Raw genomic sequence first — 17,275 nt, forward strand, 5'->3', positions numbered from 1 at the left:
CCTAGGATAAGAATCGAATTACCGAGAAAGCTGTCGCTTGATTTTGTCCTGGGCGCTCGTCCAAGCCTTCTCCGAGTCCTGCTTCTGCACGTCGACCAGCTTCAACGATTCGACGAGCGAATTGCCGACCATATCGTCGTTGGCGTTCGTGTGCGGAATTTGGACGTCCTTGGCCGCGTCGGCGAATACCGCGCTCAAGTCCTGACCTCCGAAAAACTCATGCTCGTTCACCATATCCGGCGAATCGTAAATTTCCGGCGTGGACGGATAGTTGCCGAATTCCTTGTAGCTCGCAATCTGATTGTCCGGTCCGAGCAGGAATTTAAGTACGTCGTACGCTTCCTGCGGGTACTTGGTCGATTTCAGCACTCCGAAGAAGGAGCCGCCCTGGTTGCCAACTCCGCCTGGAGGGTACGCGATTTTCCACTTCCCGTTCGTATCCGGAGCCGCACCCAGCAGGTCGCCCACGACCCAGCTCGCGCCGATCATAGATGTGATAGCGCCGTTGTTCAGGGACGCGTTGATCTCGCTGTCGTTGGACGCCGGGAAGGTCAAGCCTTCCTGGTAAGCCTTCACGGAGAGATCCCAAGCTCTCTTGATGTGCTCCTGATCGCCGATATAGTTGCCTTCGAGATCAAAGAAGCCTTCGCTGTTCTGGCCGATAATGCTGCGGAACACATCCACCAGCGTCATCGTCTGGGTGCCGGTCGAATCCTTCACCTTCTTCAGGAGCTCGAAGAAGTCTTCCCAGGTCGCGATTTGACCTTTGACGTCCTCGGGCGCACTGGAAAGGCCGGCTTGCTCGTAAACGTCGCCGCGATAATACAGCACGACCGGCGCGACGTCGATCGGCAGGCCGATCAAGTATTCGTCCTTGGCGTCGGCGGCCATCTTCCACTTCCAGTCCAAATACTGGCTTTGAATGTCTCTGGCCCCGTGATCGTACAGATTGACGAACTTTTCTTTGTACTCCAGCATCGATGCGACCCAGCTGTCCATTGCGACAATGTCCGGACCGCTGCCTCCGCCGGAAATCGTCGTCTTCAGCTTAGTCAGATAATCGCCGCCCGAAGGAAGCTTCTCCGCATTCAGCTCGACATTGGGGAATTTCTGCCTCGCCGCCTCGATGACGGAATCCGAGATCGCGCCGTTCCAGTACCACAGTTTAAGGGAAACTTTCTCGTTGGATCCCGCCGCATTCGACGGACTGGAAGGACTGGGAGCGGAGCTGGCGTTATTTTTGTTGTTGGACGAACTGCAAGCGCTGACCACCAAAATGACGCAGAGAACCAGAATGAACCCGAGATAAGATTTTGTTTTCACCGACACGTTCCCCCTACTTGGATTTTGTTAATCGCATTGCTCAGATGCTCTTCCGCTTACTTGGCGCTGTCGATTTAAGGGCGATCACCACCTTTTCGTAATCAACCTTTATGGTACCGATACCATAAATTCGTGCGTAATCCCCTCTAATGACATCAGTTAAACCCTTTAATTTCGGCATTATCCAACAAAAGACCTCAATAACTTTCTGGTACCGATTCCATAAAAGAATGGAAACGGTCTTTGCTTCTTGTTCTCAAGTATAATGCGTTGCGCCTCGGGTTGCAAGCGCTTTAATTGTTGAGCCGCAAAATCCCTTGCGGGATTCTGCAGTCCTCTTCAACGGCTTATTCTTCGACCGGCAGCGCCAACGTTCCGGGAATGACCACTTTGCCGACCAGAGTGTTTCCCTTGACCGCCTCGACGAGAAACCGGACGGACATCTGGCCGACCTCGAAGCGGGGAATATTCACGGTGGCGATCTTCTCGGCCATTCCCTGGCTTCCCCCGATATTGTCGCATCCGATCAGTTCGATCGGCTCTTCGTTCGTTAAGCCCGCTTCGTTCATCGCTTGCAGGGCGCCGAATGCCGCTCGGTCGCTGACCGCGAATACCGCGGTCGGCCTCTCCGGAAGCTCGAGCAGATAGTTCATCTCTTTATAGCCTTTAATATAGCTATCGTCGAAATTCGGAGTGACATACCGCGGATCGAGCGGCATTCCGTGCGCCATCAGCGCGGCGCAGTAGCCGGCATACCGATCGACCAGCGACTTGTACTTCACGGGGCCGCTGATGAATCCGATCCGCCGATGCCCGCGTCCGATTAAATATTCCGTCGCCAGAAACCCTGCTCCGTAATGATCGGAATGAACGGACAGAACATCCCCTTTGTACGTATAGTTATCGACGAGAACGAGAGGAATCTCCGACTGCCGCAGTTCTCCGACAAGCGCGTCGGTAATCAGACCCCCTCCCAGCGCGATCAGCCCGCCGACCTGGTTCAGCCAAGCCCGGGAGTCATAGCCTTCCCGAACGAAGGTGAGCACCATCTCGTAACCGAGCAGGCTGCATTCCTTCTCGATACCTTGAATGATCTCGCTGTAGTACGGATCGTTCTCGAAGGAAGCATACTGTTCGATCAGCACTCGAATGAACAGTCTCCCCTCCGCGAGCGCCCGGTCATGGCTGAGCTCCGCGTAAGCTTGGCGAATCAGATGCTTCGTTTCGTCGGAGAAGGAGCCTTTCCGATTGAGCACAAGCGATACCGTCGCCGGCGAGAATCCCGTCCGGTCGGCGATCTCCTTGATGCTGGGCTTCTTTCTGTTCTCGTTCTTCTCGTTCATGTTTTCACCTTTCGGACCGACTAGTTCAACTTGATCTGTTTGACGGGAATCCGCCCGGATCGAACCTCGACGTAGGGCTGTCCTCCCCTTATACCAGCTATACCATATCCTTCGTTCGTGCACAAGAAGCTGCGATAGTCCCCATCCCCTCTTGCGGCCACGTACAGCGTTTCGTCGACCGCATCGTAGCGGATTCCGCTCCAGGCTTGAATCAGTCCGTAGGAAGCCAGCGCGCGGGCATACCAGTGTCCGCATTCGTATTCATCGAACGGATTGCGAACGATCCCGTCGTATCTGTCGCGGCAGATCCGCACGATCTCCAGCCCCTCTTCGACGCAGCCCAAGGCGATCAGATGCGAGGCGACCTGGTACTCGATTCCCGTCCACACTTCGTTGCTGTAGACGAACGGCAGCGAGAGCCGCCCGCCCTTAGGCCAGGTGCACAGGAGCAGTCCTCCTTCCCGGCCCAGCGCGTATCCTGGACGCTGAGGATTGGCATGCTCGGAGAGATCCCCCTTCAGATTGTACTTATGCACGCTCAGCAGGTGACTCTTTACTTTTTCCCGGTCCAGAATGTCTCCCAGTCCGCACATTTCCGCCAGCCACGCTCCGATAATCCCGTCGGACAGACACCCTTTGCCATACTGGTATTTAGGGCCTTCCTTGCGGAGCAGTTCCATCGCTTCGGGGGAGTAATCCAGATTCCTGTCGGAATCGGTGTCGGCATGAACGGGGGCTGGAGCCCGGAGCCCCTCCCAAACGACTTTCTGTTCGAAATATTCCCCATTGAACAGTTCCGTCTCCAAGTAATCTCTGCCCTTGCGATAGATTTCCTCATACCGCCCCTTGTCGTCTCCAAGCGCTTCGGCCATGAGGGATGCCGCCTTCAGCGCTCCCAGATAGATGGAGGAACACATGCCGTCGGGACCCCAAAACTCGATATCGTACGTGTTATGATGCGGCTCGGTCAACGCGCCCGCTTCATCGGGATCCCAGGTTCTGATGCAGTAGTCCAGGCTCCCCTTGACTTTGGGCCACAGGGCCTCCAGCCACTGCGTATCCCCGACGATCCTCCACTCCCGGTAAACCTTCATGATTCCGCCGAGCTGGCCGTCGCTGGCTGCGTGGAACAAGTGAGTCGCAGGCTGTATAGGCAGCGGGATGCGGAAGTTCTGATGCCCTTCGCCATTCTGGCCTTCGTTGAATTCCGTCAGGCGAAGACCGCGCTCCAATTCGGGAAAAAGGTGCGGGATCGCCTGGGCATAGTTCCAGACGTGGGTGCAAGTGCCGTGACAGCTGCCCCACGAATCGTCGCAGCCTTCGAACGCCCACAGCTTGCCGTCGGATTGTCTGAGTACGGTCGGCGACCTCAGGATCGATAAGTTGGCGGTTACCGCCTCCTTCACCTCGTCCGGAAGCGTCGTATCGTTAACGGCATGGTAAAAGCTTTCGCTCTCTTCTCTTAATCTATCGTATTGGCTTGTCCAGTACTCCGAGACGGACGCGATACCGTCGAATTTCCCTGCGTACCAGGGCTTGTGAAACGCTTTCGATTGGCGGTTTGGCGTATCCTCGTTCGATAGCGGATCGTCTACGTCTCCCTGCGCCAGGTTTGATTCCGGAACGTACCACGACAGCATCAGCTTGATCGTCCGGCTCTCGCCAGGCTGCAGCTCGATCGGCACGTAGAGGCTCCCGCCGGGGCTTGCCCGGCCTTCCTCGAATGCCGGCTTATCGACCGCGCTCCCCTCTTCCACCGATTTCCATACCATGGTGATCGGATCGAACCAGCTTCCCCTGAACCAGGCGCAATCGACTTTGACGTCGGCCTGATCCGTTACGGCGGAGAAGGAACCCTGCGCCCACGGTTTATCCTTTGTCGGAGACTGATGAAGAACAAAACCTTTGTCCATTCGATGGACGCAGTGATCTCCCTCCCCCTCGACCTGCATGAAATGGACGGCATGGAAGGAATACACGAGCTCCAGAGGCCGATCCGACGTATTCGTAAAAGCGAACTCCAACCCGGCGACGGGGAGACTGGAATCATCGGCGTTCAGCGGAATGAACGGGCTCCAGCCCGTGATCGCGACTTCGATCGGCAGCTTCGGATCCGTAAGCTCGACGGTCCCGAACGGGAACCGGCTTTGAAAAGAACTGTTCGCAAAACGCGGCAGTCCGTACGTTCTGCCCATTAAGCCGACTCCCGAACCCGGCGTCGACGTCGTGCGAATGCCCATCACTTTCCATAACGGAACTTGACCCTCAAGCACGCGAGCGACGTTTCCATTCTCGCCTTTTATGCAGACGGTCGAGAATACGGCGGGTTCGTTCCCCGTATCCGGCGCATGGCGCAGCGAAAACTGCGATAACGCGCCGGTTCCCTCCAGGCAAAACATGCCGGCGCCGATTCCTCCAAGCGGGAACGCCACTCGGGAGTTGCTCTCTCCCGTGTACGCGGCGTTGTAGGCTTTCTTCGCCATCTCGTTCAGCCTCCTAATAGTAACTGGCTGATTTTATTATAGCTCATTATTAATTTTAGTAAATATAGTTTTTAATAAATTTATTAAAATCAATAAAATAAAATTCCAATGGATTTATTGCCTAAATAAAGACGGCGCATGCCGCTCTCCATGTGATGGATGCGGCATGCGCCGTCTATTACGTGTTATGGAAGTCCGAAAGGATCGTCCTCGCGCTTGCGAACCTCTTCTTTCAGAACGGTGTACAGCCCGGCGACGTCTTCCTTGCGGGTAGACTCCGTCAAACGTTCGATCCGCACGGTTAGCGTGCGCTGACCGAATTGGATGTCCAGCTCATCCCCGACTTTGACGGTCGCGCTAGGCTTGGCTTCCCTGCCATTGAGAAGGACGCGCCCTTGATCGGACACGTCCTTCGCGACGGTGCGGCGCTTGATGAGGCGCGACACCTTCAGGAATTTATCAAGACGCATGAATTATTTTACAGCGTCTTTCAGTTTGTTGCCCGCTTTGAAAGCAGGAACCTTGGAAGCTGGAATCGTGATGGAGTTGCCCGTTTGCGGGTTGCGGCCTACGCGGCCGGAACGGCTGCGAGTTTCGAATGTGCCGAAGCCGATCAGTTGTACTTTGTCGCCTTTGGACAGAGCGTCGGTTACTTCGCCCAGGAAGCTGTTCAGTACGGATTCTACGTCTTTCTTAGTCAAGCCGCTTTTGTCTGCGATGTTGTTGATCAGATCTGTTTTGTTCATGGTACGGAATTCCTCCTATGGTTGAACCTTTATTCGTTTCCGTGCGCCGCTCTTGGGGCGCTGGAAACGTTGATTTTTTTGATGCACGATGGATACTATTCTGTCCCTTGTTAAAAAAATCCTGCCAGTCTCTAAAAAAAATTCTCGAAATAGGTAGAAAGTACGGGGAAATCGGCGAATTTTAGGTTATTTTTAGGTTTAGTTCGTATGCAGTAAGTCCTGTTGCGACGATGTTGAACGACGCATGCGCTTGCGGCTCCGGTCGGGTCGGTTAACGGTCCGGTAGACCGTTACTTCTCGCTGGCGGTGTCGATTCGGCCGGTTAACGGTCCGGTAGACCATTACTTCGTGCTGACAGCGCCAATTCGGCTGGTTAACGGTCTGCTAGACTGCTAGTCCGTTTCAAAGAGTCCTCGCAGCCTCCTTTCTATCGGGATTTCGCCTCTTGCCACCATTCTTCCATCTCTATCAAATCAGTGTCCCCAAAAGTGCGTCCGCTTATACGCAGCTGCTCTTCGATGTACTTGAACCGCTCCGAGAACCGCCGGTTCGTTCCCGCCAGCGCCTCCTCGGGATCGGCCTTGATGAAGCGCGACGCATTGACGACCGCGAACAGCAGATCGCCGAGCTCGTCCCGCTGCCGTTCCTCGGACTCCTCGCGGACGGCCTGCCGCAGCTCGCGAAGCTCCTCCTCGATCTTGTCGAAGACGCCGTCCAGGTTCGGCCAGTCGAAACCGACGGAAGCGGCTTTCTTCTGTACTTTGTGCGCGCGAGGCAGCGCCGGAAGATCCTTCGGGATGCCGTCGAGTATGGACTGGCGTTCGGCTTGTCCCTTGCGCTTCTTCTCCTCGGCTTTCATCTGCTCCCAGTTGCGCAGCGCGGCCTCGGCGTCTTCCGCATTCTCCCCGCCGAAAACGTGGGGATGACGGAAGATGAGCTTGTCGTTAAGCTCGGCCAGAACGTCGTACACGTCGAACGCTCCCGTCTCCTCTTCCATCTGGCTGTGCAGCAGCACCTGCAAGATAACGTCGCCGAACTCCTCTCTCATGCCGTCCGGATCGTCCAGGTCGAGCGCCTCAATCGCCTCGTACGTTTCCTCGATGAAATTCCGCCGGATCGACTGATGCGTCTGCTCCCGGTCCCACGGACAGCCTTCTGGGCTGCGCAAAATGGCGACAATCTCGTGCAGACGCTCGAAGGAGCGACGGCGAAGCCGGTCGTCGGAGCTGGCCGGAATGTAGACAAGCATCAAGTTGCCGTAGCTGTCCAGGCGATCGAGCTCATAGAGAGGAATGTGCATAATCCGTTCTTGCCCCTCCACGCCCAGCGCTTGTCCGACGACGATCGGATGATCGTCCGGGTAGACGTTCATAAGCGCCAGCTTCGCTTCGGAGGCGGTGTACGCGTCGTACACTTGTCCGATTACGGTATGCAGGCGCGGCCGCAGCTGCTCGCGCGTCAGCTCCGATGCATCCAGCAATTGAAAGCCCTCGATCGGATCGAAGCCGAGGCGCGTGAACGCCTGATCGAGGAAGCTCTCCCCGCCCAGCAGCCGCAGCTCGATTCCTTGCTCTGGGGCGCGCTGCCGAAGCAGCTGGACCGTCCGCTCCGCGACCATCGGGTGTCCGGGAACCGCGTAGACAATCGTCTCTCCCGGATTGCCCGCCGCCGCGGCCAGCAATTCGTCGGCGATCGCCTCATATACCCGGCCAAACTCTTCATGCTTCTCGTACAGCCGGTCGAACGAGTCGAAGCCGATATCCCGAAGCTTCAGTTCGGCGACGGCCGGATGGTCCGCGGTGCGGACGTAACGTTTCGACGCCTTCTCCAGCGCCTTCAGCGTGCCAAGCGTCAGTTGGTCCTCTCCTCCGGAGCCGAGTCCGACGACGGTAATCGAAGATTTGTTATCCATCTATGATCATCCTTCCTGGTTATCCCGATGAGTCAGGATTCTGATGCGAAGCAGCCAGCGGTCGAGGCGGGTGCCGGACATTCCCGGCAGCTCGCGCCATTCGCGCGGAGCGACGGCGCCCAAGGCGACGAGCGCCGCGGCGAAGACGGCGGCCCCGAGCGCGACGCCCGGCAGGGCGACGAGCAAGGCCGCCGCGCGCGCGGGCAAGGCAGCGGCGATCAGCCCGCCGGCGCCGTGCGCGAGCAGAGCGACCGCGGCCGCCATGGCGGCCAGCGCAGCGATGGAGCGCCACGCGAGCTGCGCGCGCGGGGCAGGCAGTTGGACGCGCTGGCGCAGGGACAGCGCGTTAAGGGTTGCGGCGATCGCGTAGGCGATCGCGATGGCTGCGGCGGCGCCCGCGATGCCGTGCTGCGGCACGAGGGCGACGTTCAGCGACAGCTTGAGCAGCGCGGCTGCGGCAAGGTTGACGGCGGGCGCCCGCAGCTCGCCCATGCCCTGCAGCAGGGCGGCGCTGACCGCCTGCAGCGTGCCTCCGGCGGCGGCCAGCCCGACGAGCGCCATCGTGCCGGAGCCGCTGTCGTCGCCGAACAGCGCCGTATTGATCGGCGCCGCAAGCAGCGCCAGGCCCAGCGCTGCCGCGCAGCCGAACCACCACGCCATCCGCAGCGCGAACGTCGCCCGCCCGACGAGCTCTCCCTCGTCTCCGCGCGCCCGAGCGGCCGTCAACGCGGGCACAAGCGCGGCGGCGGCTCCGGACGCGCCCAGAATGACCAATTGCAGCAGCGCGATTCCGCGGCTGTAGATGCCGAACTGGGCGAGCGCCCACGAGCCGCCCTCGTCGAGCAGACGAGGGATGGAGAACGCGTCGATCAGCGCGAACATCGGCGCGACGACCGAGGCGATCGCTACCGGCACGGCAACCCGAATAATCCGCTTTACGAGCTCGGTTCGAGTCTCGCCCCAGATGACGACCCGCCCGGCAGGTCGAGCCGCAGCGACGTTCCCCTCTCCGCCAGCCAAGACCGCCTCTGTCGCCGTCCAGCCCTCTCCGGAACGCTTCCTGACACCGGCCGACCGTTCAGCAGGGTCGCCCGCCTTCCCGGCTGCCACCGTCTCTACAACATTCTCTCCCGCCGCTCCGAAGCGCTTCCTGGCTCCGGAAGCCCGAAGAACGACCGGCTCGGCCCTTCGCCGCCGATCACGCGCGGAGAACCAGGCCATAACGAGCAGCCCGGCAATCGCTCCCGCCGCCAAACCGCCGTGCACGGCCGCTGCCGTAGCAGAAGCCGACCATGCCCCGCCCAGAGCGATCGCCAGCGCCACGAGCATAAACGCCACTCTCGCCATCTGCTCGACGAGCTGGGACACCGCCGGCCCGAGCATCCGCATCCGGCCCTGGTGATAGCCTCTGAGCACGGCCGTCGCGGGAGCGAACAACAGCGCGAGCGAGGACATTCGAATGGCAGGAGCCGCCGCTTCCAGCCCCATCCACCGGGCGAACGCGTCCGCTCCCAGCCACAGCGCGAGGAACATCGCCAGCCCGATCAGCCCGATAAGGCCGCCGGCCCAGCGCAGCACGCGCTTCGCGCCCTCTTCGTCGCCCTGCGCCGCCTTCTCCGCGACCAGAGCGCTGACCGCCACCGGGATGCCCGCCGAGGCCAGCGTCATCCACATGATCGCCAGCGCGTACACCGCCGTATACAGTCCGAACACTTCGTCTCCGGCCAGATTTTGCAGCGGAATTTTCTGCAAGGTGCCGATCAGCTTCGTCAGCAGAGCCGCTCCTCCGAGCAAGGCGGCCCCTTGCCAGAGCGCCTTTTTCCCCGGACTCCCGGTTTCGTATTCGATTCGCATGCCGCCCATTCCCCATTCCTTGGTCGAACCGCTTCCGTATTTCTCCGTCCTGATCCCGTGACTTGATTATAATCGAAAGCCGCAAAGCAAAAAAGCTTCCCTAAGAACGGGAGTGAAGCCATCCGTCCGGGGAAACTTTTTCGTCCATTGCGCCCTGTCTTACTGCTCCATCTGCTTCGCCAGGAAGCCCGCGGCCGTCTCGACCATCTTGCTCTCCATCGCGCCCATCTTCACCGAGTCGTCCTTGCTGAGCAGCACGACCGTGCCGATCGGATCTCCTCCCGCCACGATCGGCGCCGCTGCGAACGAGCTGATCGTCTCGGATATGTCCCTGAGCACCTCATGGCTGCCTGGAGAGGACTCGAGAATGATTTTGCGATTCTCCATACAGCTTTCGAGCAGGTTGCCGATCGCCTTGTCGAGATATTCCTTCTTGGAGGCGCCTGCCACCGCGATGAACGTATCCCGGTCGGAGATCATGGCGATATGCCCCGTGCTCTCGGACAACGATTCGGCGTACTCCTTGGCGAAATCGCCCAACTCGCCGATCGGAGAGTATTTTTTGAGGATAACTTCACCGTCGCGATCCACGAAAATTTCCAGCGGATCTCCTTCCCGAATGCGGAGGGTGCGACGAATTTCTTTGGGAATGACGACTCTTCCGAGGTCATCGATACGGCGTACAATTCCGGTTGCTTTCATGCTCGTGTTGCCCCACTTTCGTTGATGTATTCGCTCTGCTGCTGCCGCCGGCGCGGATGGCTTGCCAGCCTTTATGACGAACCTTGTACAGTCGGAAAAAGAGATCTCGAATCGTAAGGGTAGTATTCAACCTCTCCCATTTTCTTATGCGTTCGCCCTCGGCTGACGTATTCCTCCAGTCGAGACGGCTTTCGTCTCGTTCCGTCGGGGGTGCATGGGGGACGGGGCTTGGCCCTTCATCCGTCCATTGGCTATTTTAGCATGAACGACCGCCCGGTTTCCTCTTTTCTCCAACGCGGTTTTGGACGTTAATGGCGTTTGTAGAGCGTTCTACCCAGCCGAAATGCCAACTTTTTCTAGTTTCTCCCGTTGTAACCCCGTTTTCCGCCGCATAGCTCCCTTTTCTGTTTTCGACAATTGACATGTTCTTGTCCGGCACTCGACTTGCCCTTGTCTTGTCCCGACGCCTGATCCTGTCTTGATCCGGCACACCACTTATCTGCGACTCAGCATGCGCGCTCAGCCGCCGCCCGGCCTCGACTTGGCGACCGAGTCCTCCAGGTCAACCGCCCCGCCGCCGGAACCGCCGGAAGAGCTTCTCGCGATCAGCTTCCAGATCGACTGCGCGGCCTGCTTCACCGTGCGCGGCTTGGCGTCGGTCGCCCCGTCCAACAGGCGGAATGGCCTGGCTAGCCGCGGCAGATGCAGCGACGCCTGCTCGATCAGCCCGTCGTCGAACAGCAGCTCGACCGTGCCCGAAGCGAGCAGCCTGCCGTCCTTGAGCAGCAGCACGCGATCCGCCCATTCCGCCGCGAAATCGACGTCGTGCGTCGCCACGATCACCGTCATTCCGGCCGAGACCATCTTCTCCAGCAGCGCCTGAAGCTCGTCCCGGCCTTTCGGATCGAGGAAGGACATCGGCTCGTCGAGAATGATCAGGTCCGGCTTCATGGCCAGCACGCCGGCAATGGCAACCCGTCTCTTCTGGCCGTAGCTGAGTTCGAAGGGAGACCGCTTGCGCATGCCGTCCATGCCGACGCTGGCCAGCGCCGTCTCGACCCGTTCCTCCGCCTCCTCTTCGGACACTCCCATGTTGCGGGGGCCGAACGCGATGTCCTCCTCCACCGTCGAGGAGAAAATCTGATCGTCCGGGTCCTGATACACGACGCCGACTCTGCGCCGCAGCCGCTCTCCGTTGTCCCGCTTCACCGTCTCCCCGAACAACCGAACCTCTCCTGCCTGGGACAGCTCCAAGCCGTTCAGCAGAGAGATCAGCGTTGACTTGCCCGCTCCGTTCGGCCCCATCAGAGCAACCTTGGAGCCGACGGGAATCTCGAAGGAAACGCCGCCGAGCGCCTTCACCTTGCCATAAGAGAAGCTGACGCCTCGGACTTCTACGGCCAATTCCCCTTCGTCTCGCCTACTCCCACTGACAGCCGCCTCTCCCGTCTCTGCTGCGCGCACCTTTTCTCCTTCTTCCCGCGGGCGTTCCTCTGTACGCGCTTCCCCGTTTTCTCCCCCGGATCGCTCCCCTGCGCGCGCCCTTTCTCCTTCTTTCCGGGACCGCTCCTCTATGCGCATTTCTCCGCTTTCTCCCCCGGTCCTTTTCCCGGAACGCACCTTATTCGTCGTCTTCTCCCCCTCCAGCCCGCCTCTGGCCGACATGGCGATGTAGATTCTTTTGCTCCGCTCGTACGCCCGCAGGAACAGCACGCCCGCCAGCTCGCCGAACCGCTTGTAAGTTCGCGGCCCCCAGCGCCAGCCCCGGAAGCTCATTCCCCGCGCCCGCTGCGCCTTAAGCATGCTTGCCGCCTCTTCCTTAAGCAGAAAGAAGTATCTCACCATCAGCAAAATCAACTCCAGCAGCACGGCCGGCACCCCGACGGAGCGCAAGCTGCGCAGAAGCGTGAACAAAGGCGTTACGGCCAGCAAATACGTGAGCAGCAGATTGGCGACGGCCAGCTTCAGAAGGATGACGGCCGCCTTAAGCGCGCCTTCTTCCGTAGCGACGAATCCAAGCCCTGTCCAAACCGCGGTCCCTTCGGTATGAAAGGGAATAAAAAGCGCCGCCCCCGCGCCAAAAGGCAGCAGAAGCAGCATGCGACCGACAATCAATCTTATGGATACTCCGCACCAGAGCAGCAGGAGCAGAAGAACGCCTCCGGCCGCCGCCAGTACATAGGGATTCCCTGTCGCCACCGTCGCGCACAGCAGCGCGGCGACCGTCCACAGCCGATGGGACGGCTTGGCGATCAGCGGATGAATCCCTTCCTGTTCATGCAGCGTAACGATCGCCTTGCTCATTCGCGGCGGCCTTCTTCTCTTGGCTTCGCCGACAACGGCCTGCTGATCGCGTAGAGCACGCCGAACAGGATCGCCGCTCCTATAACGCCTGCCAAGCCGACCTTCAGCATAGGCGACGAGATGCCCGGGATCTCGTAATCCGGAATCCAGGCCGTCCAGGAAGGCTCGTTCGCCTTCTCCAGAAAACCGTGATCCTCCGCGACCCGCTCCAGTCCGTCCGGATGAGGAGATGCGAAGTAAGACACGATTCCGGCAGCCAGCAGCGTCACGATGGCCATCACCAGCCATTTGCGCTTCTTGCCGGTCACCTCCACTCGCACGTCGCCCGTATCGGCCCGCTCCGCCGACCTTTCCTTTGTTTCGTTCACGGGATCTCTCATGCTCATACCGCCGACGCCTCCTTGCTTGCAGAAGCCGAGTCGAACGTCACGTTCCGCTCCGCCAAATAAGCGACGACCAGAGCGGTGACCAGACCTTCTCCGATGCCGATCAAACTATGCCAGCCGGCCATCGCCGTCAGCGCGACGTTGAGCGGGAACGTACCCGACCACGCCAGCAGCACCGCGACGGCGCAGGAAGCCGCTACGATCGAGCACCAGGCTGCCAGGAACGTGACCACCTTAGTCGCCTTGCCGCGAAGCAGCGTCAAGCCCAGCCGATAGACGCCGTATCCGACGTAAGAGCCGATGACCCCGGTACAGAAAATATTCGCGCCCAGCACGGTTAACCCCCCGTCCTGGAACACCAGAGCCTGCACGATCAGCACCGCCGACATAATGACGACGCCTACCGCCGGCCCGAATAGAATCGACGCGAGCGCCCCGCCGAGAAAGTGTCCCGAAGTCGCTCCGGACACCGGGAAGTTCAGCATCTGCGCCGCGAAGATGAAAGCCCCGATCAACGCGATCTTCGGCACCTCCGGCCGTGCCAGCGTCATTTTCGTCTTCTTCAGCCCGTAAGCGATCGCCCCCGCGCCGAGCGCGCCGGTCGCAATGCAAGCTTTCGCGTCCAGAAATCCGTCCGGTATGTGCATTTTCTCTATCCCCTCTGCGATTTCGTATGTTGTTATTATTTGTCAGGGACCTGCCTTTTTCCTGCTAGGTCGTGTATGCGTACACGCCCTAGATCGTCAAGTGCTTCATCACGGCAGGATCGTCCAGGTCCTCGCGACCGCCCTGCCACACGATCGACCCTTTCTCCATAATGTAAAAGTAATCTCCCACGCTGCGAACGAAGTCGAGACTTTGTTCCACGAGCAGGATCGCGGTCTTGCCTTCGTCCCGGATCGAGCGGATAACGTCCTGGATGTCGTCCACAATCGACGGCTGAATGCCTTCCGTCGGCTCATCGAGCACGAGCAGGTCCGGCTCCGCGATGAGCGCCCGCGCGAACGCGAGCTGCTGCTGCTGACCGCCGCTCAAGTCCCCTCCTCGGCGCTTGTAGAACGTCGGCAGGATCGGGAACTTCTCGACGGCCTCCGTCGGAATATCCTTGCTGCGCCGCTTGGCGGAGCTCCGGTGGGCTTCAAGGCCAATTCGCAAGTTCTCGTACACCGTCAGCTGAGAAAAAATTTCGCGCCCCTGCGGAACGTAACCGATGCCCCGCTTCGCCCGTTCTCCGGGAGCACGCTTCGTCACGACCTCTCCCTTGAACGAAATTTCGCCTTTTCTCGCTTTAAGCAGCCCCATAATGCTCTTCACCAGCGTCGACTTGCCCACACCGTTGCGCCCCATGAGACAGACGACCTGGCCCGGCTCCACCCTCAGCGACACGTCCCGCAAAATGACGCTTTCCCCGTAACCCGCTTCAAGCCGTTGAACCGACAGCATCGTAATCCCGCCTTTTCCTGCCCAGGTACACTTCCGCGACCCGGTCGTCTCTTTGCACCTCGTCCATCGAGCCCTCCTTCAGCAGCTTGCCCTCGTGCATGACGGTCACCTTGCTCGCGAAGTTCCGCACGAACTCCATGTCGTGCTCCACGACGACGACCGTGCGCTTGCGCACGATTTCCCGCAGCAGCTCTCCGGTTTTGTCCGTCTCCTTGTCCGTCATCCCCGCCACCGGCTCGTCGAGCAGCAAAATTTCCGGCTCTTGCAGCAGCATCATGCCGATCTCCAGCCACTGCTTCTCTCCGTGGGACAGCAATCCGGCGCGCAGCCGTTTCTTGTCTTCGAGGCCGATCAGCTCCAATTCCGCATCCACCCGTTCACGGTCCGCCTTCGTCATCGCCGCTCTCAGCGTCGCCCATACGCCGCGATTTTGCGCCATCGCGATTTCCAGGTTCTCCTCGACCGTCAGGCCGGAGAAGATCGAAGGGGTCTGGAACTTCCGTCCGATGCCGAGCTGCGCGATCTCGTGCTCCTTGCGCCTTGTGACGTCGACCGTGCCTTTGCGGCCGTGGAACTCCACGACGCCTCCGGCCGGCTTTACCTTGCCGCAGATCGCGTCCAGCATCGTCGTCTTGCCCGCCCCGTTGGGACCGATCAGGAATCTCAGCTCGCCCGAAGCCAGCTCCAGACTCATCTCCTGCACCGCCTTGAACCCGTCAAACGACACCGTTACTTTTTGACACGATAGAATCGAGGGTGATTTCATTTTCGCTCCGCCTCCTCAGAATGGCCTGGCGCGCTTGCCGGATCAATCCGACAATGCCCCCGGGCATAAACACGGTCACGACGATAAACAACGCCCCGAGCAGAAACAGCCAGAAATCCGGATAAGAAGCGCTGAGCTGGCTTTTCGCCTGGGTCAGGAGAATGGCTCCGATGACGGCGCCGATCAGCGTTCCCCGGCCCCCGATCGCCACCAGCAGCACGAGCTCGATCGACGGCACGATCGCCATCATCGTCGGGGAGATAATGCCGACGTGGAGCACGAACAGCATGCCCGCCAGTCCCGCGAGACCCGCTGACACGGCAAACACCGCCATCTGGTAGTAAGCCGGATCGTAACCGAGAAACCGCGTCCGGTTCTCCCCGTCCCGGATCGCCCTAAGCACTTTGCCGAACCGGCTGTTGACCAAGTGCCTGCAGACCGCGAACGCCGCGAGAAGCGCCGCCGCCGTCGCCAGATACGCCATCGTTTTCGCCGTGCCCGACGTCAGACTGTAGCCGAACAGCTTCGTATACCCGGTCAGACCGTTCGTTCCTCCCGTATAAGCCTGCTGTCCGACGAACAATGTAACCGTAATGATAACGAGCGCCTGAGTCAGAATCGTAAAATAAACGCCGCGAATCCGATTCCGGAACGTGAAGAAACCGAGCAGCAGCGCCAGCGCCGAAGGAAGAATCAGACCCATGGCGGCGGCGAAGGCGAAGCTCTTGAACGGCTCCCAGAACCAGGGAAGCTTCGTCAGCCCCATCCAGCCCATGAAGTCGGGGATGCGCGATCCTCCAGCGGCCAGCTTCAAGTGCATCGCCATCGCGTAGGCTCCCAGTCCGAAGAACACGCCGTGGCCCAAGCTCAGAATACCCGTGTAGCCCCACAGCAGATCGAGTCCGAGCGCGACGATCGCGAACGCCAGACATTTCGCAAGCAGATTCAATCGAAAATCGTTCAAATAAAGCGGCGCCGAGAACAGGGCGGCGGCAGCGGCCGCATAGCCGATCAGCAGCCAAGCCCGGCGCGGCAGGCGGGACATCCATTGCACCGCGATCACCTCCATTGCGCGAGTTCGTTGTTGCGGGACGGCGGAACGGCTCAACCGTCCAACGAGCGGGATCGGACCGCGAACATCCCCATCGGCTTCCATTGCAGGAATGCGACGATGCAGAGGAACACGAGCACCTTGCCCAGAGAAGCGTCCGTCCACCATTCGAACAGCGTATTGAACACTCCGATGCCGAGCGCTCCCGCGACCGTGCCGACCAGCTTGCCGACTCCGCCGAGCACGACGACCATGAACGCGTCGACGATATAGTACGTGCCGATCGAAGGGCCGATCGGCCCGATCAGCGTCAGCGCGCAGCCGGCAATGCCGGCAATGCCGGAGCCGATCGCGAACGTGAACGCGTCTACTCGCCTCGTCGAGATGCCGAGGCAGGCTGCCATGTCGCGGTTCTGCATGACTGCCCGCATCCGCCGCCCGGCGTTGCTGCGGTAAATATACAAGTACATCGCGAACAAGCAGAACGCGACCAGCGCGATGATGAACAATCGCTTGTAGGGCAGTACGACGCCCGGCATAAGCGCCCAGCCTCCGTCCAGCCAAGTCGGACTCGACACCGCCACGTTGGGCGCGCCGAAGATCGTCCGCGCCAGCTGCTGCAGCATCAATCCGACGCCCCAGGTGGCGAGCAGACTGTCGAGCGGCCGACCGTACAGGAAACGGATCAGCGTCACTTCGAGCAGATAGCCGATCGCGAAAGCCAAGACGAAGCTGGCGAGAAGAGCCACCGGGAAATAAGCGTCGAACAGACTTTTGGGCAATGCCGATTTGAAAATTTGCTGCGTCATATACGCCCCGTAGGCGCCGATCATGATGAATTCCCCATGCGCCATGTTGATGACTCTCATCAAACCGAACGTAACGGCCAGACCGAGAGCGATGAGCAGCAGAATCGAGCTGACGCTAAGCCCGTTAAACAGCTGCGAAATCCAGATTTCCAT

The 17,275-nt window shown here is 59.7% G+C and carries 15 protein-coding genes; all 15 read right to left on the bottom strand.

The window, feature by feature from the left end:
- Positions 1-18: 18 nt before the first annotated feature.
- Positions 19-1,323, bottom strand: a complete 1,305-nt coding sequence (locus B0G52_RS25535; protein ID WP_158223864.1) for an ABC transporter substrate-binding protein — start codon at positions 1,321-1,323, stop codon at positions 19-21.
- Between the two features lie 347 nt (positions 1,324-1,670).
- The gene (locus tag B0G52_RS25540) at positions 1,671-2,666 is read right to left on the bottom strand and encodes a LacI family DNA-binding transcriptional regulator (protein WP_094048555.1); all 996 of its coding nucleotides are present in this window, start codon (positions 2,664-2,666) and stop codon (positions 1,671-1,673) included.
- 20 nt (positions 2,667-2,686) lie between these two features.
- Positions 2,687-5,149, bottom strand: a complete 2,463-nt coding sequence (locus tag B0G52_RS25545) for a GH116 family glycosyl hydrolase (RefSeq protein WP_094048557.1) — start codon at positions 5,147-5,149, stop codon at positions 2,687-2,689.
- Between the two features lie 185 nt (positions 5,150-5,334).
- The gene (locus B0G52_RS25550) at positions 5,335-5,619 is read right to left on the bottom strand and encodes an RNA-binding S4 domain-containing protein (RefSeq protein ID WP_094048559.1); all 285 of its coding nucleotides are present in this window, start codon (positions 5,617-5,619) and stop codon (positions 5,335-5,337) included.
- A gap of 3 nt (positions 5,620-5,622) precedes the next feature.
- Positions 5,623-5,895: an HU family DNA-binding protein gene (locus B0G52_RS25555; RefSeq protein ID WP_094048561.1), complete on the bottom strand. Its 273-nt coding sequence runs from the start codon at positions 5,893-5,895 to the stop codon at positions 5,623-5,625.
- A 427-nt stretch (positions 5,896-6,322) separates the two neighbouring features.
- Positions 6,323-7,807, bottom strand: coding sequence for a bifunctional methyltransferase/pyrophosphohydrolase YabN (yabN, locus tag B0G52_RS25560; protein ID WP_094048563.1), 1,485 nt, complete (start codon positions 7,805-7,807; stop codon positions 6,323-6,325).
- Between the two features lie 6 nt (positions 7,808-7,813).
- Positions 7,814-9,661, bottom strand: a complete 1,848-nt coding sequence (locus B0G52_RS25565; RefSeq protein WP_158223865.1) for an oligosaccharide flippase family protein — start codon at positions 9,659-9,661, stop codon at positions 7,814-7,816.
- A 159-nt stretch (positions 9,662-9,820) separates the two neighbouring features.
- Positions 9,821-10,363, bottom strand: coding sequence for a stage V sporulation protein T (gene spoVT / locus B0G52_RS25570; RefSeq protein WP_094048567.1), 543 nt, complete (start codon positions 10,361-10,363; stop codon positions 9,821-9,823).
- Between the two features lie 519 nt (positions 10,364-10,882).
- Positions 10,883-12,667: a cobalt ECF transporter T component CbiQ gene (gene cbiQ / locus B0G52_RS25575; RefSeq protein ID WP_094048569.1), complete on the bottom strand. Its 1,785-nt coding sequence runs from the start codon at positions 12,665-12,667 to the stop codon at positions 10,883-10,885.
- Positions 12,664-13,053 carry a PDGLE domain-containing protein gene (locus B0G52_RS25580; protein ID WP_233163048.1) on the bottom strand — a complete coding sequence of 130 codons (390 nt, stop codon included), beginning with the start codon at positions 13,051-13,053 and terminating at the stop codon, positions 12,664-12,666. The genes cbiQ and B0G52_RS25580 overlap by 4 nt, the downstream gene beginning before the upstream one ends.
- Positions 13,050-13,700: an energy-coupling factor ABC transporter permease gene (locus B0G52_RS25585; protein ID WP_094048572.1), complete on the bottom strand. Its 651-nt coding sequence runs from the start codon at positions 13,698-13,700 to the stop codon at positions 13,050-13,052. The genes B0G52_RS25580 and B0G52_RS25585 overlap by 4 nt, the downstream gene beginning before the upstream one ends.
- Positions 13,701-13,788: 88 nt before the next feature.
- Entirely contained in the window at positions 13,789-14,496 is a 708-nt protein-coding gene (gene urtE, locus B0G52_RS25590; RefSeq protein WP_094048574.1) for an urea ABC transporter ATP-binding subunit UrtE, read from the bottom strand.
- Positions 14,474-15,262 carry an urea ABC transporter ATP-binding protein UrtD gene (gene urtD / locus B0G52_RS25595; RefSeq protein ID WP_094048576.1) on the bottom strand — a complete coding sequence of 263 codons (789 nt, stop codon included), beginning with the start codon at positions 15,260-15,262 and terminating at the stop codon, positions 14,474-14,476. The genes urtE and urtD overlap by 23 nt, the downstream gene beginning before the upstream one ends.
- Positions 15,213-16,307: an urea ABC transporter permease subunit UrtC gene (gene urtC / locus B0G52_RS25600; RefSeq protein WP_094048759.1), complete on the bottom strand. Its 1,095-nt coding sequence runs from the start codon at positions 16,305-16,307 to the stop codon at positions 15,213-15,215. Before urtC ends, urtD begins: the two co-directional genes overlap by 50 nt.
- A gap of 59 nt (positions 16,308-16,366) precedes the next feature.
- The gene (gene urtB / locus B0G52_RS25605) at positions 16,367-17,275 is read right to left on the bottom strand and encodes an urea ABC transporter permease subunit UrtB (protein ID WP_094048578.1); all 909 of its coding nucleotides are present in this window, start codon (positions 17,273-17,275) and stop codon (positions 16,367-16,369) included.

The sequence above is a fragment of the Cohnella sp. SGD-V74 genome, from assembly GCF_003001675.1.
Classification (GTDB): domain Bacteria; phylum Bacillota; class Bacilli; order Paenibacillales; family Paenibacillaceae; genus Cohnella.

Bases quoted from the DNA above. Each gene is read 5' to 3' on its own strand.
- B0G52_RS25540 (WP_094048555.1), bottom strand. From the start codon at position 2,666: ATGAACGAGAAGAACGAGAACAGAAAGAAGCCCAGCATCAAGGAGATC.
- B0G52_RS25545 (WP_094048557.1), bottom strand. From the start codon at position 5,149: ATGGCGAAGAAAGCCTACAACGCCGCGTACACGGGAGAGAGCAACTCC.
- B0G52_RS25550 (WP_094048559.1), bottom strand. From the start codon at position 5,619: ATGCGTCTTGATAAATTCCTGAAGGTGTCGCGCCTCATCAAGCGCCGC.
- B0G52_RS25555 (WP_094048561.1), bottom strand. From the start codon at position 5,895: ATGAACAAAACAGATCTGATCAACAACATCGCAGACAAAAGCGGCTTG.
- yabN (WP_094048563.1), bottom strand. From the start codon at position 7,807: ATGGATAACAAATCTTCGATTACCGTCGTCGGACTCGGCTCCGGAGGA.
- B0G52_RS25565 (WP_158223865.1), bottom strand. From the start codon at position 9,661: ATGCGAATCGAATACGAAACCGGGAGTCCGGGGAAAAAGGCGCTCTGG.
- spoVT (WP_094048567.1), bottom strand. From the start codon at position 10,363: ATGAAAGCAACCGGAATTGTACGCCGTATCGATGACCTCGGAAGAGTC.
- cbiQ (WP_094048569.1), bottom strand. From the start codon at position 12,667: ATGAGCAAGGCGATCGTTACGCTGCATGAACAGGAAGGGATTCATCCG.
- B0G52_RS25580 (WP_233163048.1), bottom strand. From the start codon at position 13,053: ATGAGCATGAGAGATCCCGTGAACGAAACAAAGGAAAGGTCGGCGGAG.
- B0G52_RS25585 (WP_094048572.1), bottom strand. From the start codon at position 13,700: ATGCACATACCGGACGGATTTCTGGACGCGAAAGCTTGCATTGCGACC.
- urtE (WP_094048574.1), bottom strand. From the start codon at position 14,496: ATGCTGTCGGTTCAACGGCTTGAAGCGGGTTACGGGGAAAGCGTCATT.
- urtD (WP_094048576.1), bottom strand. From the start codon at position 15,262: ATGAAATCACCCTCGATTCTATCGTGTCAAAAAGTAACGGTGTCGTTT.
- urtC (WP_094048759.1), bottom strand. From the start codon at position 16,307: ATGTCCCGCCTGCCGCGCCGGGCTTGGCTGCTGATCGGCTATGCGGCC.
- urtB (WP_094048578.1), bottom strand. From the start codon at position 17,275: ATGGAAATCTGGATTTCGCAGCTGTTTAACGGGCTTAGCGTCAGCTCG.